Source organism: Amycolatopsis sp. WAC 04197 (genome assembly GCF_003947475.1).
Taxonomy (GTDB): Bacteria; Actinomycetota; Actinomycetes; order Mycobacteriales; family Pseudonocardiaceae; genus Amycolatopsis; species Amycolatopsis japonica.
This window is the reverse complement of the sequence record NZ_QHJK01000014.1, coordinates 278,041-300,758: the sequence shown is the minus strand read 5'-3', so window position 1 is coordinate 300,758 and position 22,718 is coordinate 278,041. Positions and strand designations below refer to the sequence as shown.

The window sequence follows — 22,718 nt, the reverse complement described above, 5'->3', positions numbered from 1 at the left end:
TAGTGTTTCGGTGGTTATAGCGTCAGGGAAACGCCCGGTCCCATTCCGAACCCGGAAGCTAAGCCTGACAGCGCCGATGGTACTGCAACCGAAGGGTTGTGGGAGAGTAGGACACCGCCGGACTAACATTAGAAAAAGGAAAGGGCCCAGGGCCTGGTAGAGAACCACGAGTTCTCCCAGACCTGGGCCCTTTTCTCATACCCGAAACCCGCCACACGCGTGATCCGACACGGAACACACGTGATTGCAGAGCGAACACACGTGATCAGACGGACGACACGGCCGGCGGCCGTGTCGTCCCTCCGATCACGCGTGTCGTCCGTCTGATCACGCGAGATCCCCCTCTAAACACGCGAGATCCGCCTTCAATCACGCGAATCACGGCCCCGATCACGCGAGTGACGCGGGCAGGCACATAAGGGTGAGGCGGAGGCCCCGCATTTAGAGGACTAAATGCGCGACGGGGCCCGGGGTGGGCGCATTTAGAGGACTAAATGCGGGAGGGGGCGGGGCGGCGTAGGTGGTAGATGTCCATGATCCAGCCCTTGCGGGTGCGGGCGGAGGCGCGGACGGAGCGGATCTCCTCGGCGAGGGCCGCGGTCAGCGGGCCGGAGAGCAGGAGCTCGTCGGGGGTGCCGAGGTACGCGCCCCAGTAGATCTCCAGGCCCGTGTCCACGAACTGCGAGAACGTGCACCCCGCGTCCAGCATGACGAAGACGTCGTCCACGTCCTCGGGCCAGCCGGCTTCGAGGCGGCGGCCGGTGGTGACCAGGACCGGACGGCCGATCTGGTTCATCGTGGTCCGGTGCCGTGACGTCAGCGCGGCCACACTGCTCACCCCGGGGATGACGTCGTACTCGAACTCGACGTTCCCGCGGTCGAGTACCGCGTCCAGCAGGGGCAGGGTCGAGTCGTAGAGCGCCGGGTCGCCCCAGACGAGGAACGCGCCCCGCTCGTCGGGACCCAGGGAAGCGATCATGCTCTCGTAGACGTCGGTGCGGAGCCGGTGCCAGTCGGCGACGGCCTTCCGGTAGTCGTCAGGAGTACGGTCGCGTTCGGGGTCCGGTGCCCGCACGACGCGGTAGCCGGGCCGCTCGACGAAGCGGTCGAGGATCTCCTGACGCAGAGCAACCAGGTCCTGCTTTTCCGAGCCCTTGTCGAGCACGAAGAACACATCGGTCTCGTTGAGCCGCCGGATCGCCTGGACGGTCAGGTGGTCCGGGTCGCCGGCGCCGATGCCGATGGCGGAGATCTTCCTCATTTCCGCAGTGTCCCCGCACCCTCTGTGCACACCCCTACCCCCACGGGGTATAAAGGAAGTGATCGCTCCACCTGTCCTGTAGAGGAGTTCGAACCGATGGCCGAAACCACCTACATCGTCAAGGGCATGTCCTGCGGGCACTGCGCCTCCTCCGTCACCGAAGAGGTCAGCGAGATCGCGGGCGTCAGCGCCGTGAACGTGGACGTCGCCAGCGGCAAGGTCACCGTCACCAGCGACGCGCCGCTGGACGTCCAAGCCGTCGACGCGGCCGTCAGCGAGGCCGGTTACCAGCTCGTCTCGTGAGCACCGCCGTCAAGGTGTCGGCGTTCGCCGCGGCTCTGGTCGCGGTGTTCGCCGTCGCCTGGGCGATCGGTTCCGCCGTCGGGCCGCTGGACGAGGAGCCGCCCCCGCCGGCGCCGACCAGCGAGCACCACGGGCACCACCCGGGAGGTACGCCGTGACGTCCCAGCGCGTCGAACTGGCCATCGGCGGGATGACCTGCGCGTCCTGTGCCGCGCGGGTCGAACGCAAACTGAACAAGGTCGACGGCGTCTCAGCCACGGTCAACTACGCCACCGAGAAGGCGCAGGTCGACTTCCCCGCGGCGGTCTCGGTCGAAGACCTGGTCGGCGTCGTCGAGTCCGCCGGCTACACGGCTCAGCCACCTCGGCCCGACGAAGGCGAAGACGAGACCGGCTCCTTGAGAAGCCGTCTCGTGGTCTCCGCCGTCCTCGCGGTGCCCGTAATCGTGCTGGCGATGGTCCCGGCCTGGCAGTTCCCCTACTGGCAGTGGGTCTCGCTGGCCTTGGCCGCGCCGGTCGTCACCTGGGGCGCGTGGCCGTTCCACCGCCCGGCCTGGACGAACCTCCGCCATGGCGCCGCCACCATGGACACCCTGATCTCACTCGGCGTCGTCGCCGCCACGCTCTGGTCGCTATACGCGCTGTTGTTCGGCACCGCCGGGACGCCCGGCATGCGTCACGGTTTCGAGCTGACCATGGAGCGCGGGCACGGCGCGGGCAACGTCTATCTCGAGGTCGCCGCCGGGGTGACCACCTTCCTCCTCGCGGGCCGCTACTTCGAGGCCCGGTCCAAGCGCCGCTCCGGCGCCGCGCTGAGGGCGCTGCTCGAACTCGGCGCGAAGGACGTCGCGCTCCTGAAGGACGGCACCGAGAGCCGCGTCCCGATCGGCGAGCTGAAAACGGGCGACGAGTTCGTCGTCCGGCCGGGGGAGAAGATCGCCACCGACGGGGTGGTGACCGAAGGTGGCTCGGCCGTCGACCTGAGCATGCTGACGGGTGAGGCCGTCCCGGTCGAGGTGGTGGCCGGGGACTCCGTCGTCGGCGGGACGGTCAACGCGAGCGGCAGGCTCGTCGTCCGCGCCACCCAGATCGGTGCGGACACGCGGCTCGCGCAGATGGCGCGGCTGGTCGAGGACGCGCAGAACGGCAAGGCGCGGGTCCAGCGGCTCGCCGACCGGGTGTCGGCGGTGTTCGTCCCGGTGGTGATCGCCCTCGCGGTCGGCACCCTCGGCTTCTGGCTCGGCGCGGGCAGCGGGGCCGACGCCGCCTTCACCGCCGCCGTCGCGGTCCTGATCATCGCCTGCCCGTGCGCGCTCGGCCTGGCCACGCCGACGGCGCTGCTGGTCGGCACCGGCCGCGGCGCGCAGCTGGGCATCCTCATCAAGGGTCCGGAGGTGCTCGAGTCCACTCGTGCCGTCGACACCGTCGTACTCGACAAGACCGGCACGGTGACCGCCGGGAAGATGAGCCTCACCGACCTGTTCGGCGACGACGAGACCGAAGTCCTGCGCCTGGCCGCGGCGGTCGAGCACGGCTCCGAACATCCGATCGCCCGCGCGATCGTCGCGGCCGCCGAGGAACGGCTGGGTGAGCTGCCGCCGGCCGGCGGGTTCCGCAACGTCGAGGGCCTGGGTGTCTTCGGTGAGGTCGAGGGCAAGACCGTCCTGGCCGGGCGGCCCGCCCTCCTCGACCGGCACGGCATCGCCGTCGGCGACGAGTTCACCCAGGCCAAGAAGGTCGCCGAGGAACGCGGCGCGACGGCGGTCGTAGTCGCCTGGGACGGCGAGGCACGCGGTGTGGTCGTCGTCGCCGACACGGTCAAGCCGACTTCCGCCGAGGCCGTGGCCGGGTTGAAGGCGCTCGGGCTGCGGCCGGTCCTGCTGACCGGGGACAACGCCGGTGCCGCGGAGGCCGTCGCCGCCGAAGTGGGGATCGACGAGGTCGTCGCGGAGGTGCTGCCCGCCGACAAGGTCGACGTCGTCAAGCGCCTTCAGGCGCGAGGCAACGTGGTCGCCATGGTCGGCGACGGCGTCAACGACGCGGCCGCGCTCGCGCAGGCCGACCTCGGTCTCTCGATGGGGACCGGGACCGACGCCGCGATCGAAGCGGGCGACCTCACCCTGGTACGTGGCGACCTGCGCGCGGCCGTGGACGCCATCCGGCTCGCACGCCGCACGCTCGGCACGATCAAGGGCAACCTGTTCTGGGCGTTCGCCTACAACGTCGCCGCCCTGCCGCTGGCCGCGCTCGGCCTGCTCAACCCCATGATCGCCGGGGCCGCGATGGCGTTCTCGTCGGTCTTCGTCGTCACCAACAGCCTGCGGTTGCGACGCTTCAGGACCGGACCAGCCGGGCGATGGCGTCGGACGCCTCCCGGACCTTGAGGTCGGCCTCTTCACCGCCCGCGGCCGCGGCGTGGACCACGCAGGTGGCGAGGTGCTCGTCCAGCAGTTCGAGGGAGAACGACTGCAGCGCCTTCGTGGCCGCGGACACCTGGGTCAGGATGTCGATGCAGTACTTGTCCTCTTCCACCATCCGCTGCAAACCGCGGATCTGCCCCTCGATCCGGCGCAGGCGCTTGAGGTAGGCCTCCCGCTCGGTGCCGTAGCCCGTCATTCCCGCACCCGTTCTCTCGTCGTTCCCTGTCGTCTCCCCACTATACCCTCCCCACGTATGCGGCCGGAGAGCGGAAAAAAGTGGGTGCCAGGATGTCGAGAACGATCCGGCCGCTCCGACTCCTGCGTGAGTGGCCGGGCACCGGCCGCACGACCAGGAGGAACACCGATGAAGTACATGATCATGATCACGATGAACCCCACCGCCTGGGACGCCCTCCCCGAAGAGGAGCGCAACGAGGTGGTCGCCCGCATCGACCCTTTCATGAAGAAGCTCACCGAGAGCGGCGAACTGCTCGGGACGCAGGCGCTGGCGGAGCCGAAGGACAGCACCGTGGTCCGGGTGCGTGACGGCGTCCCGGTGGTCACCGACGGCCCGTTCGCGGAGTCGAAGGAGTACCTGGCCGGCTTCTACCTGGTCGAATGCGACAGCAAGGAGCGGGCGATCGAGATCGCGGGCCAGATCCCGGACGCGCACATCAACGCGATGGAGATCCGGCCGGTGGTCTTCTCGTCCGGCTTGGGTTTGGACAGCCAGGCGTAGCCTGCCCGCTGAGGGTGGTGGTGGGGCGGGGCCCGGGGCTTAGTCAGGTGGCGGCGGCTTCGGTGCCGGTGCGGGCTTCGGGCCTGCTCCGGCGCTGAACGGGCACTTCCGGTTTCGGTGAGTCCGGTACGGCCAGCACCACGCCGGCTTCGGTGAGCAGTTCGCGGCAGCCGACCAGCTGTTTCAGCACGTCGTCGCGCAGGCGGAGGGCCACATCGGCCTTCTGCCGCGCTTCGGCGACCAGGCGCTCGGCCTCTTCGGCGGCGTCGTCGAGCAGTTTCCGCGCCTTCGCCTGCGCGGCTTCGTCCCGCGCGGCGAGCGCGCGCATCGCCTCCGCGCGGCGCAGTGTCATGGCGCGCTCGAAGTCTTCGGCGATCCGCTTTCGTTCCGCCTCGGCCTTCGCGGCTTCCTCGGCGGCCCGTGCGGCGATGTCGTCGGCTTCTTCGCGTGTGAGTTCGAGCATCCGGCGCGAGCGTTCCTGCAACGCGTCGGGTGCGATCGGCACGCGGCTGATCCGGTCGACGCTGGCCTTCAGTTCGCGATTTTCCTCTTGTGTGGCGGCGAGCTCGCCGGCGAGAGCTTGCCCACGGCGGATCGCTTCGTCGCGTTCGGCTTCCACTCGTCGTAGTTCGGCTTCCACCTCGCGGACGAATTCCCGGACCTGGGCGCGATTGAAACCACGCCACGCCAGATCGAAGCCGGGCATCTCCATTGGTCACCTCCACAGTGGTCGATGTGTCACCGTTGGGCGCTTTTCTTTGCCACACGGGGCTTTCAACGACCAGTGTGCCTGAAGCCGCGACGACACGCGCCACGGGTGGGTGGTCTTTGCGGTGAACGGTCCGCCGCAAGCGGGAAGAAGGGTGAAGTCTCCCGGCGGTGGGAGAATGGACGACCATCGCATACCCCACGGGAGGTGGCCGCGTGACGAGCAGCCGAATTCGGGTCCCTGGCTGGAATACGGCGACAGCGGCCGAAGGATATCGGCAGGTCAGGGAGAACATCGCGATCTTGGTCACCGATCACGCGGGGGCGGGCGAGCGAGCCGTCCCGGCCTGTCCACAGTGGACCGTGCGCGACCTGATCGCGCATCTGACCGAGATCTGCGATCGGGTGATCACCCGGTTCGGTGGCGAGGCCTGCCCGATCCCGGAATCCGCGTCGGCCGTCGAATTGCTGAAACTCTGGCTCGAACGCGGTCCCGAGGCCGACAACCTCCTCGCCGCCGACGGCGGGGGGAAGAGCCGCGGCGACATCATGGTGATGGACGCCTTCACCCACGAACTCGACATCCGGTACGCGCTCGGCGCGCCGCCGCCGCAAGCGCACGCGGCCTGGCTGCGGGGATTCGAAGTGCTCGTCGGCGGGCTCGGCGCCTCGCTGGGCAGGCACGGGCTGCCGGGGATGCGGCTCGAGACCGAGGGCGCGACCTGGATCGCCGGCACCGAGCCGGTCGCGGCGGTGCTCTCGGGCGCGCCCTCGGACCTGTACCGGACGCTCGCCGGGCGGCGGAGCCCGGCCCAGATCGCCGCCATGGACTGGCTGGGCGATCCCGAGCCGTGGCTCCGCGCCTTCACCTGGGGACCCTTCACTCCGCCGGAAGCGGAGATCGAGCGGTGATCAGCCGGCCGGGGACATCGAGGACAACGCCGCGGCCAGCGCGAGCACCACGGCCACGATCAGCACCTCGACGCCGACGCTGACCCGCAGTTTCCGCAGGTCGGTGGTCACCACGCCGGTGCCGCCCCGGCCGGAGATCCCGCGGCGCACCGCGGTGCGGCTCATGTTCGCCACCAGCAGCAACGCGGCGAACCCGGTCAGCTTCAGCACGAAGACGATGCCGTAGGCCGACGTCCAGAGCGCCTCCACCGACGGGACGAGCCGGAAGCCCAGGTAGGCGCCGCTGACCACCATGATCACGATCGACCGGGTGGCGATCGGATGGAACCGCGCCAGGGCGGGCTCGGCCTCCGACGCCGGGTACCTGCCGCGCAGGAGCACGGCCAGCTGGATCAGCCCGCCCACCCAGACGGCCATCGCGCCGAAATGCGCGAGGTCCGCGCTGACCGAGAGGAACATGATCTTGTCGGCCACCGCGTGCCCGGTCGCGGAGAAGCTCAGCATCACGATGAACCCGGCCGCGATGCCGAGGTTCTCGTAGCGCGATCGCAGCCGATCCGGCAGGTCGCCCGCCAGCAACCGCCGCACGAGCACGGCGAGCGCGACGATCGCGGCCAGACGCAGGAGCAGGAGCTTCCCGTACGCCACCCGCAGGGTCGCCTCGATCAGCGCCCCGTCGAAGATCGCGCCGACGCCGCGGCCCGCGACGTACGGGCCTTGCAGCAGGAACCCGGCCACGGCGGTGACCCCCGAAAGCCACAGACCCGCGGTGATCGGCTTCCGCGCCGCCGGGTCGGTCCGGCCGCCCGGACGGCAGACCAGCAGGAACACCAGCCCGCCGAGCAGCGCGACCCCGGCGAAGGAGCCCCAGCGGAAGGTGGTGAACAGCGCGTCGGTCACCGGGTCGGTCCCGGTGGAGGCGGACACCGCGCCCGCCGAGGTGATCAGGGGACCGGTGCCGACCACGAAGGCGATCGTGCCGCGTACCGGATGCGAGTCGGTCGAGACGAAGGCGTACTCGACGAGATAGCTGCCGTCGGGAAGGTCCGGTTCGAGTGCGACGGCGACCTCTTCGGCGACTTCGCCGGGCTGGAACACCGGGCCGGACACCACGTCGGTGCCCTGCTGATCGACGACCTTGATCGAATTCGGCTGGATGCCGATGTTCTCCGACAGGGTGATCGAGACCCGTGCCGGCGCCGAGGTGAGCCGGGCGCCGTCGGCGGGGTTCGAGGAGAGGAGTTCGACGTGGGCCGAGGCCGGGGCCGCGGCGAGTACCGCGACCCCGAACCACGCCGCCACGAGGGCCAGGAGCGCGCAGAGCCTCCCGGTCACGATGCCGCGGTCGCCAGCTCACGCCGGCTGACGGGCGAGCACGTGCAGCCGGTCAGTTCCCGCTCGGCGGCGGAGGCCTTCCGGTGCACGAGCATCGCGATGATCATCGGGATGGTGACGATCGTGTTGTAGAACAGGTGCAGTTCCACCCGCGGGATGAACAGCTGGATGATGCTGCTCGGCGCGGTGCCGCCGCCGAGCCGCCAGCCGGTCTGCGCCTGGATCAGCAGGAGCAGATGCTCGATGTGGTGCCAGAACTGCAGGCCGAGCGCCAGGTTCCACCACTGCCGCGAGCGGCCGGCGAAACCCTTGCGCAGGGCGAACAGGAAGATCAGCATGACGATGGCGTAGCCGTAGTGCAGCCATTCGGAGCTGATCAGCTTGGGGAACGGGATCCCGAGCACGCCGCGGGCGTCCGACGTCTTCCAGCCGAGCGCGTAGATCTGGAACGCCTGCACCAGGTGCTCCGCCCAGTGGGCCACGACGACCACCGCGAAGGTGAGGAGCGCCGCGCGGTGGTATTTCCCGTTGAGCGAGGCGAGCAGACCCGGACGAGGCGAATCGAGTGCGGCCATGAAGGGCTCCTAGGGCGAAAGACCGACCGGTGACGGATGTCGACGATATCCCGCGTTCCGAGGATTTCCGTTACTCCGGATTGCTGATCCGACCGGCGGTGTTACGCCGGATGGATCAGCGGACGACGATTCCGTCGGACATTTTCGGAGCGGCGGGAATGTGGAACAATTCCGTGAAAAGCTCCAGATATTCGAAGGCGCCCTCGATCCGGATCTTCCCGGTGCGCGTCGCGTCGGCCGCGGAGAGATCCCCGCTCAGCAGATCCTTGATGAACGGGCCCAGCGGTTCGATGACCGCGTCGGCGCCGGGGTGCGCGCCCTCCGCGACCTTGAGCGCGCCGTCCTCGACGATCGCGTGCAGGACCATCTCGCCCGGGTAGCGCAGCTCGTAGGTGACCTGGACGCCCTTGGCCTTTTCACTCCGGAAGGTCGTGTACAGCGAAAGGATCGCCGAATCCAGGGTGAAGACGTCCTCGGCCGCCGGCTGCCCGAGCGATCGCGCGCCCCAAAGCCCGAGGTCCAGCACGATCTGGTCGAGTTCGCTGCCGTATTCGGTGAGCTCGTAGACCACCGCGGCGTCGAGCTGGGGGAGCAGGCGGCGGCGCAGTACGCCGGACTGCTCGAGTTCGTTGAGCCGCGCGGACAGCGTGCTCGCCGGGATCTTGGGGAGACCCGCCTGCAGTTCGGTGAACCGCTTCGGGCCGAGGACGAGGTCACGGACGATCAGCAGCGACCAGCGTTCGCCGATGATCTCCAGCGCGCGGGCCAGACCGCAGAACTGTCCATAGGTACGACTGCTCATCCGTCGATCCTCACTTTCGTTTCCGTGGCGGGAGCGGGGTTCACGCGGGTTCCCCTTCGGAAAGCAGGTCGTGGTGCAGGACCTGCAGTTCGTCACAGGGTTCCACGCCCAGTTCGTTGTTGAGCCTCGCCCGCACCTGACGGTACGTGGCGAGCGCGTCGGAGCGGCGCCCGCTGCGGCCGAGGACGCGGATCAGTTGCCCGTGCAAGGCCTCGTCGAGCGGGTTCGCGGTGACCAGGGAACGCAGTTCGCCGATCAGCTCGTGCCGCATCCCGGCCGCGATGTCCGCCTCGATCCGCAGGTGCAGCGTGCTGCGCCGCTGCTCGACGAGGTCGACCGCGTACGCCGACAGCACCGGTCCACAGTGGACGTTCGCGAGCGGCGGCCCGGACCACAGGTCGAGCGCCGACCGGAAGGCCTTCGCCGCTTCGGTGTGCTCGCCGCGCAGGTGCAGTTCGCGGCCCTTGTGCTGCAGCTCCTGGAACTCGAAGACGTCCACCTGCTCCGGCGCGATCCGGAACACGTACCCCGGCGGTTTCGTCGCCAGCATGGTCTCGCCGTACGGGGCCAGCTCGTTCTCGTCGATGCACTTGCGCAACTGGTAGACGTAGGTGTGCATGGTGGTGCGGACGCTGCGCGGCGGGTCGTTGGCCCACAGCTCCTGCACGATCGTGTCGATGTGCACGATCTTCCCCGGGCTCATGACCAGCATGGCGAGCACCTGCAGCAGCTTCGGCGTCGTCGGCGCGTAGTCGATCCCGTCCCGTACGAGTTCGAGCGGGCCGAGGAGGCTGAAACGGACGGGGCTTGCGGACGCGGCCGGAATCGGGTTGGGTGCCGAGCCGTGGTGCTTGTCCGCTACTCGTGATCCGGTGTACATCGCAAGCGCCCTCCAGCTCGATACGCGTCGTGACCTGATTCCCAGTGCTTCGACAGTGACAGAGCGGCCGGTCGCCGGGCCAGTGAGCCGTCCACCAGGGCCCGCATGCGTGTCTCCCGGGAGAACATGGGTTTTTCACGTCCGACGCGTGAATCGCACACTGGCCGGTACCCGGCCCCACACAGCAGGATTCGAGAATCGAACCGACCTACTGGGGGTCATCATGCGCGAGGCATCGTCCACGCCCACCTCGATCGGCGGACTGGGATTCAAACGGCATCTGCGTGCGGAGATCAGCGAGGGCAACGGTGCCTACCTGTTCTCCGAACAGGGGGTCATCGCGATGCGCGGCGCGCAGGTCGCCTCGGTGGCCGCCCTGCTCGACGGCACCCGTGACCTCGACGGGCTCCTGTCCGCCTGCCCGGAGGGGATGAACGCCGAACAGGTCACCGGCGTGGTGGCCCGGCTCGTCGAGGCCGGTCTGGTCACCGTCCGCGTCCCGGACGAGTTCAGCGGGGACGAGCGCGCGCTCGCGTACTGGGACGCGTGCGGGCTCGACGCGTCCGCCGTGGCCTGCCGACAGAAGCCGGCGACGGCGAGCCTGACCGCGATCGGCCGCGGCGTCGACACCTCGCAGGTGGCGAACGCGCTGGCCGCGAGCGGGATCGAAGTGGTCGAGACGGCGTCCGAGCTCGCCATCGTGCTGTGCGACGACTACCTCGACCCCAGGCTGGCCGGGATCGACGCCGAGCACCGGCGCACCGGACGGCCCTGGCTGCTGGCCCGGCCGTCGGGTTCGCAGGTGTGGATCGGGCCGATCATGCAGCCCGGCCGGTCCGGTTGCTGGCACTGCCTGACGAACCGGTTGTGGGGGCACCGGCACGCCGAGGCCTGTGTGCAGGAGGTGCTGGGGCACGACGGGCCCGCGCCGTTCCCGATGCCCGCCGTGCCGCCGCTGACCGCGGCCGCGTCGCAGCTGATCTCCCTCGAAGCGTCCAAATGGCTGGCGGGGCACCGCTATCCGGGGCAGCAGGCCGTGTGGATCCTCGACACCCTCGACCTGCAGGGGCGGCTGCACGAACTGCGCCGCCGCCCGCAATGCCCCGAATGCGGCGACGAAGGCATCGTGGCCGCGCGGACGGCCGAGCCGGTCGTACTGCGGGAGGCCAAGAAGGCGACGTCGGGCGGTGGCGGGCACCGGACGCTCACCCCGGTCGAGGTGCTCGACCGCTACGGCCATCTGGTCAGCCCGGTCACCGGCATCGTCAAGGAGATCGCCCGCGACCCGAGAGCGCCCGCGTTCGTGAACGCGTACCGCTCCGGGCTGAACGTCGCGCGCCGCGTGCGCGGCGAGGCGGGGTTGCAGGCCGGGCTGCGCGGGGACAACGGCGGCAAGGGCGCGAGCCCGATCGACGCCGAGGTCGGCGCGCTGTGCGAGGCGATCGAACGGTTCTCGGCGAACTACCAGGGCGACGAACTGCGGATCCGCGACACCTTCCGCGCGCTCGGCGACGACGCCGTCCACCCGAACTCGTGCATGCTCTTCGACGAGCGCCAGTACGAGACGCGCGTCGACTGGAACGCCAGGCACGCGAACTTCCAGCACGTCCCCGACCGGTTCGACGCCGAGGCGGCCGTCGACTGGACGCCGCTGTGGTCGCTCTCGCAGCAGCGGCGGAAGCTGATGCCGACGGCGTACCTCTACTACGGGGTGCCGCCGGAGTGCGGGCTCACCGGGATGCGCGCGGACTCCAACGGCTGCGCGGCCGGGAGCAGTGTCGAGGACGCGATCCTGCAGGGCCTGCTCGAACTCGTCGAACGCGACGCCGTCGCGATGTGGTGGTACAACCGGCTTCCCGTGCCCGGCGTCGACATCGCGTCGTTCGACGACCCGTGGGCCGAGGAGATGGTCGGCCAGTACGCGCGGGCCGGCCGGGAGCTGTGGGTGCTCGACCTGACCGCGGATCTCGGGGTGCCGGTGATGGTCGCGCTGTCCAGGAGTATCGCCGGGCCGCGCGAGAACGTCATGATGGGCTTCGGCGCCCACCTGGACCCCAGGACGGCGTTGCGGCGGGCGGTCAGCGAGCTCAACCAGATGATCCCCGCTGTGCTCGCGAACAACGTCGAACTCGACGATCCCGACGCGTCGGCGTGGCTCAAGTACGCCACCGTCGGGAACCAGCCGTATCTGCTGCCGGCGCCGGGGCGGTCGGCGAAACGCGCCGCGGACTTCAAGTTCGTCCGGCGGCCCGATGTCCGTGACGACGTGGAGTGCTTGGTACGCAAGCTTTCCGCGCTGGGAATGGAGACGCTCGTGCTGGACCAGACCAGGCCCGACATCGACCTCCCGGTGGTCCGGGTGGTCGTTCCGGGGCTGCGCCCGTTCTGGAGCCGCTTCGCGCCCGGACGGCTGTTCGACGTGCCGGTGCGGCTGGGCAGGCTCGCCGAGCCGACTCCCTACGACCGGCTGAACCCATTCCCTATGTTCTTGTAGAGCAAGCTGGAGCAACCGTTGACGACAGATCCCCCCGGCGGAGTGGCCGAAACGATCCCCTTGTGGTCGCTCACCGACGACAGCCTTGTCGAGATCGGTGAGGACGGCTCGCTGGTGGTCGTCACCCGCTGGGGCGAGTACGAGTTCGACCACGCGGAACCGCTGGTGCTGGAATCGTTGCGGCGGATGGCGTTGGGGCCGGTCTCGCTGGCGAACGTGACGTCTTCGTGGGAGCCCTTCGAGCGGGAACCCGATCTCGAAGGCGAGCTGAGCTGGACGGCCGAAGGCGCCGACGCGCTGCGGCAGGTACTCAAGGAACTCGGCGGTTCCGTGGTGCGTTCGCTCGGGCTCGCCGACGGCAGGGGACCGCTGCTGTCGGTGATCCCGGTCGTGCTCGCCCCGGTGTTCGCGCCGGTGGAGATCCCGCCCACGCGTCCGATCCGGTTGTCCCGCTTCAGTTCCCTGCGGTCCGACGCCGACGGGATGGGGCTGGAATCGCCGTCCGCGCGCTACCGCGTCGTGCTGTCCCAGCCGTGGGCGGTGCATGTCGCGGCGACACTGGCGACGGCGAAATCGGTCCGGGACATCGTGTCCACCACCGGGATCGACGCCTCGGTGGTCGGCGCGATCGTGTCCTATCTGGTCGCCGCGGGGGTCGTGCAGGTGGCCGGGGAACACGGCCGGTTCGCCGAGGACGACGATCCCGAACTGGGTTTGTGGTCCCCGGACGAACTCTCGTTCCACACCACCAGCCGCACCTGGCGGCCGGGTGGCCCGGCGGATCTGCCCGGCCTCGGGAAACCGCCGGTGGTCAAGGCTTCCACCGGGGACGGGCCGGTCCATGCGCTGTACCGGCCCGATCTGGCCGACCGCGCGGAGACCGATCCGACGCTGACGACGTTGCTGGAGAACGACCACACCTGCCCCGAATTCACCGAGGGCGTGCTGACCGCCGAGCAGATCGGCGAGTTCCTGTTCCGTGGCGCGAGAATCCGGTCGATCGGGCCCGCGCATCTGCCGAACGGGCCCGCCCACAGCGCTTCGCAGCGGCCCTATTTCAGCGTCGCGTGCCTGTACGAACTCGAGTTGTACGTCTCGGTCAACCGGTGCTCGGGGCTGGACCGCGGGATCTACCACTACGACCCGCTGGAGCATCGGCTCGGCCTCGTCAACGCCGACGAGGCCGACCTCGACGCGATGCTCGACATGGCGATGATCGGCGGCGGCAACCATCGACGGCCGTCGGCGCTGATCACCGTGACCGCGCGGATGCCGCGGATGGCGTCCGTCCTCGGAGGTGGCGCGTACGCCACCACACTGGCGCACGTCGGTGCGCTGCAACAGACGCTGTACCTCGTCGCCCGCGCCATGGGGCTGGCCGCGCACGCCGTCCCGGTGGATGCCGGCGACCGCGTCGACCGCGCGCTGAAGCTCGACTGGCCCGCCGAGGTCAGCGTCGGCGAGTGCGTCCTCGACCTCCCCGTCTGACCCTCGATGATCGCCGTCTGATCACGCGAGTTCCGTGCCCAATCACGCGTGTCACGTCCTGGATCACGCGAGTTCGGCCTTGCGGATCTCGATCGCTCATCGAGTGCACCGAAATCGGTACCGCGTTTGCTGGCGTACAGAGGAAAAGCGACAGCGAATCCGAGGTTGGTCTGATGCAGCTACGAACAGTCGCCATGGCGGCGAACGAGAAAGGCGTCACCGAACCCGGTCGGCTCCCCGAGCCGGCGTCCCCCTTGCAACCTGCGGTGCTGCAGGCCATCTCAGCGATGCACGCGAGGTACTTCGACCCGATCACCTTGAGCGACCTGGCATCGGAAGTCTTCGTCAGCCCGTTCCACTTCTCGCGGATCTTCACCAAGGCGACCGGGGTCACCCCCGGCCGGTACCTCACCGCGATCCGGCTCTTCGAAGCGAAACGGCTGCTGCTGACGACATCGCTGACGGTGTCGGACATCGTGTGCAGCGTCGGCTACAGCAGCGTCGGCACCTTCACCAGCCGCTTCACCCGTGCGGTCGGGATGACCCCGACCCAGTACCGCGATCCCGAGGTCGGCGAGCTGCTCGTCGCGCTGGCCCCGCATTTCCAGCGCCTCCCGACCCTGGAAGCGTTGCACAGCGCCGGAATGGGCAGCGCCACGATGCGCAGCGGCACCGGCACGATCAGCGTGCGGGTCGAGACCCCGCGCGGGGCGGGCCCGGCGAGTGTCCTCATCGGACTGTTCGCCGAGTCGATCCCGCAGTGCGGCCCCGTCGCCTTCGGTGGCAGGGCGAACGTCCTGTCCGCGGACATCGAGATCCAGAACGTCCCCGAAGGGCGGTGGACCGTCATCGGGGTGGCCGAGCACGCCGCCGGGACCGCGGCCTCGTCGTTCTCCGTGGGCACGCTGCCCGGCCGCGTCGACATCACCCGGTACGGCCGGGTCCACCTGCGGATGCCCATGCGCGCCCCGCGGCCGACCGACGCGCCGATGGCGATCACCCTCGCCGGCGGTCCGAGCTCGGCCGGGAACCGGATGACCATGCCCGCTTCCGAGTACCTCCGCGCGGTGGCCTGAGCGCGGCCGTGTTGCGAAAGCCACTTTCGCCACCTTCAACGTTGTGAAAGTGGCTTTCGCAACACGCCTCGGCGGTACGCCACCTTGCCTTAACCCTCGATGTTCCCGCGGTCTCCCGATTCCGCAAACCGGGAGAACCGCGGGCGCAACCGTGGAGTGGTCGCGTCATCGCCACGCATGTGAGCCTTTAAAGCAATCCGGAATTCGAATCCACCCGTTAGGGGGAGAGTGCGTTGGGCAATGGTTGGCGCACGATCAGACGTCGCATGATCACGCCGGACGTCTCCGAGACGTCACTGGACAAGCGTGGTTTCCACAAGAAGAGCCCGGCCGCTCAAGAATTGCTGGAGACCGTCGGTGAGAAGTTCCTGCTCGGCTACGCGCACGCGGTCGAAGCACGGTCCGTCGAACAGGCGGAAGAATGGCTCGAACGTATTCCGGTGAAATACCGCGGCTTCGCCTACGAAGGCGCGGGAATGGGTTACGGAATGCTGGACGGGCTGCCGGGCGGCGGCCGCCGTCACATCGAGCGGTTCCTCGACGGCCCCGGCGAGAAGCACGACTACATCATCTACGTCGGCGTCGGCTGGGCGATGGCCCGCCTGCCGCGCTTCCGCTGGCCGTCCGCCGAGGACTTCGACCCGTTGCTGCGCTGGCTGGTGCTCGACGGCTACGGCTTCCACCAGGCCTACTTCAAGACGGCGAAGTACGTCGACGGGCAGTTCCAGGACCCGGACTTCTCGTGGCCGCCCGGAAACGACGGCTACGCGCTGCGGGCGATCGACCAGGGCATCGGGCGGGCGCTGTGGTTCATCTGCGGTACCGACGTCGACCTGGTCGCCGACACGGTCGCGCGATTCCCCGAGCATCGGCACGGAGACCTCTACGCCGGCATCGGGCTCGCCTCGACCTACGCGTGCGGTGTCACCGGCGACGAACTGCTGAAGCTGGCCGAGTTCGCCGGCGAGCACCGCGGGAACCTCGCCCAGGGCAGCGCTTTCGCCGCCGAAGCCCGCGTCCGCGCGGGGCTGCTGATCCCCGAGACCGAGGTCGCCACGCGGGCGATCTGCGGGCTGCCGGCCGAGCGGGCCGCGGCCATCACCCAGGAGGTGCGCCCGGCGACCGTGGTCGACGGCGAACTCCCGGCATTCGAAACCTGGCGACAGCGCATCGCCGCTGAGGTTCTCAACTCTGGAGGTGCAGGGAAATGACCGCGACCTTGGGCTGGCTCCGCAAGCAGCTTGCGGGCATCGTGGCGCTGGTGCTGATGGCGGGACTGTTCGTGGTGGCGCAGCTGCCCACCGTCTCGACCGCCGAAGCCGACACCATGGCTTCGAAGTACGCGTTCGAGCCGCTGACGATCGCCTTGCCGGAGGCGGCGAAGAGCCAGTCGATCCGGACGGTGAACAAGGAGTACGAGCACATCCGCGCCTGGATCTCCTCGGTCGGCGCCGCGATCGCGGTCAACGACCTCGACGGCGACAAGCTCGCGAACGACCTGTGCTTCGTGGACCCGCGCAGCGACCAGGTGGTGATCACCCCGACACCGGGCAAGGGCGGCGACCGCTACGCGCCGTTCGCGCTCGACGCGGCGCCCCTGCCGATGGGCAAGTACATCGCGCCGATGGGCTGCGTCCCCGCGGACTACAACGAGGACGGCCGGGTCGACCTGCTGGCCTACTACTGGGGCCGCACGCCGATCCTGTTCCTCGCGAAGCCGGGCGCCACGAAGCTGGAGCCGAAGGCCTACGAGCCGGTGGAACTGGTGCCGGGCAACAACTCCAAGAACGGCGAATACTCCGGTCCATTGTGGAACACCAATGCCGCCTCGGTCGGTGACTTCGACGGCGACGGCCACCAGGACATCTTCATCGGCAACTACTTCCCCGACAGCGCGGTGCTGGACGACCGCGTCTCCGGCGGGGTCGAGATGAACAAGTCGATGTCGCACGCCGACAACGCAGGCGGCAAGTACATCCTGCGGTTCACCGGCGCCACGCAGGGCGCGAAGCCGAGCGCGACGTTCGCCCTCGACGACAAGGCCATCCCGGCCGACGCCCAGGGCGGCTGGTCGCTGGCGGCCAGCGCCACCGACGTCGACGGGGACAACCTGCCGGAGCTCTACATCGGCAACGACTTCGGCCACGACCGCCTGCTGTACAACAAGTCCCGCCCCGGCCACGTCGAATTCGCCGAGGTGAAGGGCATCCGCGGGCCCAACGAGCCGAAGTCCAAGGTGATCGGCAACGACTCCTTCAAGGGCATGGGTGTCGACTTCGCCGACCTCGACCACGACGGTCTCTACGACCTGTACGTCAGCAACATCACGACGTCCTGGGGTATCGAGGAAAGCCACTTCCAGTTCATGAACACCGCCAAGGACACCGCGGATCTGCGTGGCCGTCTTCAGGGCGGCGAGGCGCCGTGGGTGGACCGCAGCGCGCAGGCGGGCACCGCCTGGTCCGGCTGGGGCTGGGACGTCAAGATCGCCGACTACAACAACAGTGGCGAATCGGTGATCACCCAGGCGACCGGTTTCGTCAAGGGCGACGTCAACCGCTGGCCGCAGCTGCAGGAGCTGGCGACCTCCAACGACGAACTGCTGAAGCACCCGTACTTCTGGCCGAACATGGTCGCCGGTGACGACGTCGGTGGCGACCACACGCTGCACTTCTGGGCCAAGAGCTCCGACGGCCGCTACACCGACCTGGCCCCGCGCCTCGGTCTGGCGGTCCCGGTGCCCACCCGCGGTATCGCCACCGGTGACGCCGACGGCGACGGCAAGCTCGACTTCGCCGTGGCCCGCCAGTGGGAGCAGCCGATCTTCTACCACAACGTCAGCCCCGACACGGGGTCGTACCTGAACCTGAAGCTGGTGCACGACAAGGCTTCGGCGGACGGCCCGCTCAAGGTGGCGGGTACCGCGGCGATCGGCGCGCAGGTCACCGTCGTCACCCCCGACGGCAAGAAGTACATGGACCGCGTCGACGGCGGCAGCGGCCACTCCGGCAAGCGCAGCCACGAGATCCAGATCGGGCTGGGCAAGGTCACCGGGCCGGTGAAGGTCTGCCTGCAGTGGCGCGACCTGACCGGGCAGATCCGCACGCAGGAAGTCCAGCTGACCCCGGGCGACCACACGTTCCAGCTCGGCGCTCAGGCTAAGGAGAAATGACCGTCATGGCTGAGCAGACACTCACGGCACCGAAGAGCAACAAGACGATCACGGCCCTTCGCCGGTTCGCGATCTCGATCACCATCTTCAACATCATCGGCTACACCGTGCTCGGTTTCGAGCAGCCCTACACCTATCCGTTCATCGCGCTGGCCACGGCGTACACCACGGAAATCCTGCTGGAGATCATCGGGGCCCGCGTCCAGGGACGCGACGTCCGCTTCCGGGGCAACGGGTTCAAGGGACTGGTGGAATTCCTGTTCCCCGCGCATATCACCGGTCTCGCGCTGAACATGCTCACCTACGTCAACGATCAGGTGCTGGTCATGATGTTCGGCGTCGTGGTCGCCGTCGGCGCCAAATGGGTGCTGCAGGCCCCGGTGCGTGGCAGGCTGCGCCACTACATGAACCCGTCGAACTTCGGCATCACGATCATCCTGCTGGTGTTCCCCTGGGCGAGCATCGCGCCGCCGTACCACTTCACCGAGCAGGTCGACTCGTGGGTCGGCTGGCTGATCGTCGGCATCATCATGGTGTCGGGCACCGTGCTCAACGCGATGCTGACCCAGCGCATGTGGCTCATCGGCGCCTGGCTGATCACCTTCGCGCTGCAGGCGATCATCCGTGGTCTGGTGTTCGACACCGCGATCCCCGGCGCGCTCGGGATGATGACCGGTGTTGCCTTCGTGCTCTACACGAACTACATGGTGACCGACCCGGGGACGACCCCGTCCAAGCCCGCGTCGCAGATCCTGTTCGGCTCGGGGGTGGCGCTGGCGTACGGGTTCTTCATGATCGTGCACGTGGCCTACGGCCTGTTCCTCGCCACCGCGCTGGTCTGCCTCATCCGCGGGATGTTCCTGTGGGGCCTGCACTTCTCCAAGAAGGCGACCGAGAAGTGGGAGGCCGAGCAGGCGAAGTCGGCCGAGATCACCTCCCTGCCGAAGCCGGCCGGGAAGCCGGAGACGGAAACCGGGGCCGTGGCGGCATGACCACCGGTGCGGAAACCACCCGGGGGGCGCGTCTCGCGCCCCCCGGGCCGCCGCGCCGGGCGACCTTCGGTCTGCTGAAGAAGCTCTTCACCGACCGGCTGGCGCTCATGTCGGATTCGGCCGAGGCACACGGGGACGTCGTCCGGATCGCGATCGGTCCCAAGACGATGTACCTGGTGAACCACCCCGAACTGGCGAAACACGTGCTCGCGGACAACGCGGCCAACTACCACAAGGGAATCGGCCTCCAGGAGGCCAGGCGGGCGCTCGGCGACGGGTTGCTCACCAGCGACGGCGACGTCTGGAAGAAGCAGCGCCGGACCATCCAGCCGGTGTTCCAGCCCAAGCGGATCGCACGGCAGGCCTCGGTCGTCGCGAACGAGGTCGAAGGACTCGTGAAACGCTTGCGGGACACCGAAGGACCGGTGGAGATCCTGCACGAGATGACCGGGCTGACCCTCGGTGTGCTCGGCAAGACGCTGCTCGACGCGGATCTCGGCGGGTTCACCTCGCTGGGGCACTCGTTCGAGGCCGTGCAGGACCAGGCGATGTTCGAAGCGGTGACGCTGAGCATGGTCCCGCAATGGGCGCCGCTGAAGAAACAGGTGCGGTTCCGGGAATCGCGGGACGACCTCCGCCGCATCGCCGACGAACTCGTCGAGCAGCGGCTGGCCAACCCGGTCGAGAACGGCGAGGACGTGCTTTCGCGGCTCATCGCCACCGACGGGACCCGCGAGCAGATGCGGGACGAGCTGATCACGCTGCTGCTGGCCGGGCACGAGACCACGGCGAGCACGCTCGGCTGGGCGTTCCATCTGCTCGACGAGCATCCGGAGATCGCGGCGAAACTGCGTGCCGAGGCCGACGCGGTGCTGGGCGACCAGTCGCCGACGCACGAGGACCTGCACCGGTTGCCGTACACGGCGAGGGTCGTCGAAGAGGTCATGCGCCTGTACCCGCCGGTGTGGCTGCTGCCGCGGGTGGCGCAGGCCGACGACGAGATCGGCGGTTATCACATCCCCGCCGGATCCGACGTCGTCGTCGTGCCCTTCACCCTGCACCGGCATCCGGATTTCTGGCCGGAGCCGGAGAAGTTCGACCCGGACCGGTTCGACCCGGACCGGCCCAGCGGGCGGCCGCGCTACGCCTACATCCCGTTCGGCGCCGGGCCGCGGTTCTGCATCGGCAACAGCCTCGGCGTGATGGAGGCCGTTTTCGTGCTGACGATGGTCCTGCGCGACCTCGAACTCAGAAAGCTCCCGGGCTACGACGTGGTTCCCGAGGCGATGCTGTCGCTCCGGGTGCGCGGCGGGCTGCCGATGACCGTGCACACCAGGAACAGGAGGTAGGTTCCGTGGATTCGGACGAACAGGTCGAGGTGTCCACTTTGGAGGCCTACGCGGACACGATCGTGCCGGGGGAGAAGCGCTTCCCCGGCGACCACGCCATCGCCGGCGCGTCGCCGGGACCGGGCGCGGTCGTCGCGGGCGCGCTCGAACTGCTGCACACCGAGGCGACCGGGGTGACCGTCGGGCTGCCCTATCTGGCGCAGTCCCTCAACGACCACGCGAAGGTCTACGCCAAGGAACACGACGTCACGCTCGACGAGTCGCTACCGCCGTTCGTCGCGCTGTCCTTCGCGGACAGGACGGCGCTCGTGCGGTCGCTGACCGCGCCAGGACATCCGGAGAAGGACGGCTGGGTCAGCCTCGCCTTGTTCTGCAACATGTCCTTCGACAGCGCGGCGCACAAGCACACCGCCGAAGCCATCGCCGAGGGCCACCCCGGCCTGCTGGCGATGGGGTACACCGCGCCGGACGAGGACGGTCTGTGGCGGTTCCCCAAGTTCTCCTACCGCCGCGAGCTGGCCCGAGTCCACCCCGACACCACGCCTTCCGGGAGTCCCGCATGACCGCCTACGACAAGACCGACGTCGTCATCGTCGGCAGCGGGTTCGGTGGCTCCATCCCCGCCTACCACTTGGCCGCGGGCGGGGCGAAGGTCACCGTGCTGGAACGCGGGCCGTGGCTGGAGGCGAAGGAGTTCGAGCACGACTATCTGCTCGGCTCGTCCTACACCCGGGCCTTCGATTTCGTCGTCGGCGACGGGATGAGCGTGCTCGGCGGGAACTGTGTCGGCGGCGGCAGCGTGGTGTACTTCGCCGCGATGCCCCGCGCGCCGAAGTTCGTGTTCGAACGCCATGGCAGCATCGGCCGTCGCATGTGGCCTTCGGCGTTGACGCGCGACACGCTGGAGCCCTGGTACGACCGGGTTTCGGAGTCGCTCCCGGTGTCCACACAGGACTGGAACGACGTCTCCTACGCGGGTGGGCTGTGGGCCGCGTTCTGCAACCACTCCGGCCGGACCGCCAACCCCGCCCCGGTCGCGGTGGACAACGACCGCTGCGTGAACTGCAACTTCATGATGGCGGGGTGCCGGTTCGACGCGAAACGCTCGCTGCTGACCAACTACCTGCCCGCGGCGCTCGCGCACGGCGCGAAGATCCGGCCGCTGCACGAGGTCCAGCGGATCGAGCGGATCGACGACGGCGATTACCGCGTGCATTTCAACATCGTCGACGACGAGGATTACCGGCTCCAGTCCGGCAGCGGGACGATCGACGCGAAGGTCGTCATCATCGCCGCGGGTGCCGGCGCGACGCCGGTGATCCTGCAGCGTTCGGAGGCGGCACTGGGCACCATGCCGCACGCGGTCGGCCGGTACTTCTCGGGCAACGGGGAGCGGCTCAACACCGCGATCATCAACGAAGAGCGCGTCCGCGAGGTGCTCGGGCTGTCCCGTGAGGACGGGAAGGTCTACGAGGCCAACCACATCGGCAAGGGCCCGACCGTCGCGAACTGGGACAAGCTCGACGGTTCGTTGCCGGAGTACGAGCGGTATTCGCTGGAGCAGCTGTACTTCCCGCCCGGGCTCGGCACGATTCTCGCGCAGGTGCCGGACGGCGACGAACCACGCTGGTTCGGGGTGCAGAAGAAGGAGATCCTCAAGAAGTGGGCCTCCTGGCTGACCATCTTCCTGATGACCGAGGACGACAACGAGGGTGTCTTCGGCGCGCCGCCGCCCACCGGCAACGCCTACCGCATCTCGCAGCAGATGCTCGGCCGCGGCCCGCTGAAGTACGACCCGACGCCGAACACCCGGCATGGCTGGGCGCTCGCCGACGCGGAGTGCAAGGAGATCCTCGAGAAGGACGGCTTGGCGAAGGTGGCGCCGTGGACCAACGACGTCGTCGGCGCGTACACCGTGCACCCGCTGGCGTCGTGCCGGATCGGTGACGACCCGGCGACCTCGGCGCTGCACCCGAACCACGAACTCCGTGATCACCCCGGGATCTTCGTGACCGACAGCGCTTCCGTGCCGGGCGCGCTGACGGTGAACCCGGCGATGACGATCGCGGCGCTGGCCGAGCGTTCGGTGCCGGGGATCGTGCGGGCGTTGCAGGCTCGCGGTGTCGACGTCACCTACGGCGCCCCCGCTCCGGACGGTTCCATCACCGGGCGGCGGGCGGTCGGCAAGCTGTCGCTGGTGGCCGGGAGCTGAG

21 protein-coding genes and 1 rRNA gene are annotated in these 22,718 nt (G+C 68.9%); 15 read left to right on the top strand and 7 right to left on the bottom strand.

The window, feature by feature from the left end; genetic code table 11:
- Window positions 1-6 precede the first annotated feature (6 nt).
- A 5S ribosomal RNA gene (gene rrf / locus DMC64_RS38750) occupies window positions 7-123 on the top strand.
- 367 nt (window positions 124-490) lie between these two features.
- Here rrf and cobF read toward each other — a convergent pair.
- Window positions 491-1,261, bottom strand: a complete 771-nt coding sequence (gene cobF, locus DMC64_RS38745; RefSeq protein ID WP_125737543.1) for a precorrin-6A synthase (deacetylating) — start codon at window positions 1,259-1,261, stop codon at window positions 491-493.
- A 96-nt stretch (window positions 1,262-1,357) separates the two neighbouring features.
- Between cobF and DMC64_RS38740 the strand changes: the two genes are divergently transcribed.
- The 3 genes from DMC64_RS38740 to DMC64_RS38735 are packed head-to-tail and all read left to right on the top strand — an operon-like array spanning window position 1,358 to window position 3,947.
- Complete coding sequence (locus DMC64_RS38740; RefSeq protein ID WP_037347815.1) at window positions 1,358-1,564, top strand: heavy-metal-associated domain-containing protein; 207 nt, start codon at window positions 1,358-1,360, stop codon at window positions 1,562-1,564.
- Window positions 1,561-1,722: a hypothetical protein gene (locus DMC64_RS43095; protein WP_199755231.1), complete on the top strand. Its 162-nt coding sequence runs from the start codon at window positions 1,561-1,563 to the stop codon at window positions 1,720-1,722. The genes DMC64_RS38740 and DMC64_RS43095 overlap by 4 nt, the downstream gene beginning before the upstream one ends.
- A gap of 32 nt (window positions 1,723-1,754) precedes the next feature.
- Complete coding sequence (locus tag DMC64_RS38735) at window positions 1,755-3,947, top strand: cation-translocating P-type ATPase (RefSeq protein ID WP_125737566.1); 2,193 nt, start codon at window positions 1,755-1,757, stop codon at window positions 3,945-3,947.
- On the opposite strand, the gene DMC64_RS38730 is transcribed toward DMC64_RS38735, so the two are convergent.
- Window positions 3,898-4,179, bottom strand: a complete 282-nt coding sequence (locus tag DMC64_RS38730) for a metal-sensitive transcriptional regulator (protein WP_007034631.1) — start codon at window positions 4,177-4,179, stop codon at window positions 3,898-3,900. The two genes, DMC64_RS38735 and DMC64_RS38730, sit on opposite strands and share 50 nt — an antisense overlap.
- A 168-nt stretch (window positions 4,180-4,347) precedes the next feature.
- On the opposite strand from DMC64_RS38730, the gene DMC64_RS38725 reads away from it, so the two are divergent.
- Complete coding sequence (locus DMC64_RS38725) at window positions 4,348-4,722, top strand: YciI family protein (protein WP_125737542.1); 375 nt, start codon at window positions 4,348-4,350, stop codon at window positions 4,720-4,722.
- 43 nt (window positions 4,723-4,765) lie between these two features.
- On the opposite strand, the gene DMC64_RS38720 is transcribed toward DMC64_RS38725, so the two are convergent.
- Complete coding sequence (locus tag DMC64_RS38720; protein ID WP_125737541.1) at window positions 4,766-5,434, bottom strand: M protein; 669 nt, start codon at window positions 5,432-5,434, stop codon at window positions 4,766-4,768.
- Window positions 5,435-5,724: 290 nt separating this feature from the next.
- Between DMC64_RS38720 and DMC64_RS38715 the strand changes: the two genes are divergently transcribed.
- A complete protein-coding gene (locus tag DMC64_RS38715; protein WP_125737565.1) occupies window positions 5,725-6,342 on the top strand; it encodes a maleylpyruvate isomerase family mycothiol-dependent enzyme in 618 nt (205 codons plus the stop codon).
- On the opposite strand, the gene DMC64_RS38710 is transcribed toward DMC64_RS38715, so the two are convergent.
- The 4 genes from DMC64_RS38710 to DMC64_RS38695 all read right to left on the bottom strand — a co-directional run bounded on the left by DMC64_RS38710 (window position 6,343) and on the right by DMC64_RS38695 (window position 9,934).
- Entirely contained in the window at window positions 6,343-7,677 is a 1,335-nt protein-coding gene (locus DMC64_RS38710; protein WP_125737540.1) for a copper resistance protein CopC, read from the bottom strand.
- Window positions 7,674-8,252: a hypothetical protein gene (locus DMC64_RS38705; RefSeq protein WP_037347806.1), complete on the bottom strand. Its 579-nt coding sequence runs from the start codon at window positions 8,250-8,252 to the stop codon at window positions 7,674-7,676. Before DMC64_RS38705 ends, DMC64_RS38710 begins: the two co-directional genes overlap by 4 nt.
- A 115-nt stretch (window positions 8,253-8,367) precedes the next feature.
- On the bottom strand, window positions 8,368-9,054 hold the full coding sequence (locus DMC64_RS38700) for a helix-turn-helix domain-containing protein (protein ID WP_125737539.1): 687 nt from the start codon (window positions 9,052-9,054) through the stop codon (window positions 8,368-8,370).
- 40 nt (window positions 9,055-9,094) lie between these two features.
- Complete coding sequence (locus DMC64_RS38695) at window positions 9,095-9,934, bottom strand: AfsR/SARP family transcriptional regulator (protein WP_016332220.1); 840 nt, start codon at window positions 9,932-9,934, stop codon at window positions 9,095-9,097.
- A 223-nt stretch (window positions 9,935-10,157) separates the two neighbouring features.
- On the opposite strand from DMC64_RS38695, the gene DMC64_RS38690 reads away from it, so the two are divergent.
- The 9 genes from DMC64_RS38690 to DMC64_RS38645 all read left to right on the top strand — a co-directional run bounded on the left by DMC64_RS38690 (window position 10,158) and on the right by DMC64_RS38645 (window position 22,717).
- Window positions 10,158-12,428 (top strand): TOMM precursor leader peptide-binding protein, encoded by a 2,271-nt coding sequence (locus DMC64_RS38690; protein WP_125737538.1) that lies wholly within the window; start codon window positions 10,158-10,160, stop codon window positions 12,426-12,428.
- Between the two features lie 42 nt (window positions 12,429-12,470).
- Window positions 12,471-13,916 (top strand): SagB family peptide dehydrogenase, encoded by a 1,446-nt coding sequence (locus DMC64_RS38685; protein WP_125737564.1) that lies wholly within the window; start codon window positions 12,471-12,473, stop codon window positions 13,914-13,916.
- 173 nt (window positions 13,917-14,089) lie between these two features.
- Window positions 14,090-14,992, top strand: a complete 903-nt coding sequence (locus tag DMC64_RS38680) for an AraC family transcriptional regulator (protein ID WP_369797490.1) — start codon at window positions 14,090-14,092, stop codon at window positions 14,990-14,992.
- 254 nt (window positions 14,993-15,246) lie between these two features.
- Window positions 15,247-16,203, top strand: coding sequence for a DUF1702 family protein (locus tag DMC64_RS38670; RefSeq protein ID WP_255355420.1), 957 nt, complete (start codon window positions 15,247-15,249; stop codon window positions 16,201-16,203).
- Window positions 16,200-18,164 carry a CRTAC1 family protein gene (locus tag DMC64_RS38665; RefSeq protein ID WP_125737536.1) on the top strand — a complete coding sequence of 655 codons (1,965 nt, stop codon included), beginning with the start codon at window positions 16,200-16,202 and terminating at the stop codon, window positions 18,162-18,164. The genes DMC64_RS38670 and DMC64_RS38665 overlap by 4 nt, the downstream gene beginning before the upstream one ends.
- On the top strand, window positions 18,161-19,156 hold the full coding sequence (locus DMC64_RS38660) for an enediyne biosynthesis protein (RefSeq protein ID WP_199755230.1): 996 nt from the start codon (window positions 18,161-18,163) through the stop codon (window positions 19,154-19,156). Before DMC64_RS38665 ends, DMC64_RS38660 begins: the two co-directional genes overlap by 4 nt.
- Window positions 19,153-20,505, top strand: coding sequence for a cytochrome P450 (locus DMC64_RS38655; RefSeq protein WP_125737535.1), 1,353 nt, complete (start codon window positions 19,153-19,155; stop codon window positions 20,503-20,505). The genes DMC64_RS38660 and DMC64_RS38655 overlap by 4 nt, the downstream gene beginning before the upstream one ends.
- A gap of 5 nt (window positions 20,506-20,510) precedes the next feature.
- Window positions 20,511-21,068 (top strand): DUF5987 family protein, encoded by a 558-nt coding sequence (locus tag DMC64_RS38650; protein WP_037347793.1) that lies wholly within the window; start codon window positions 20,511-20,513, stop codon window positions 21,066-21,068.
- Window positions 21,065-22,717, top strand: coding sequence for a GMC family oxidoreductase N-terminal domain-containing protein (locus tag DMC64_RS38645; RefSeq protein WP_125737534.1), 1,653 nt, complete (start codon window positions 21,065-21,067; stop codon window positions 22,715-22,717). The genes DMC64_RS38650 and DMC64_RS38645 overlap by 4 nt, the downstream gene beginning before the upstream one ends.
- Window position 22,718: the final 1 nt, after the last annotated feature.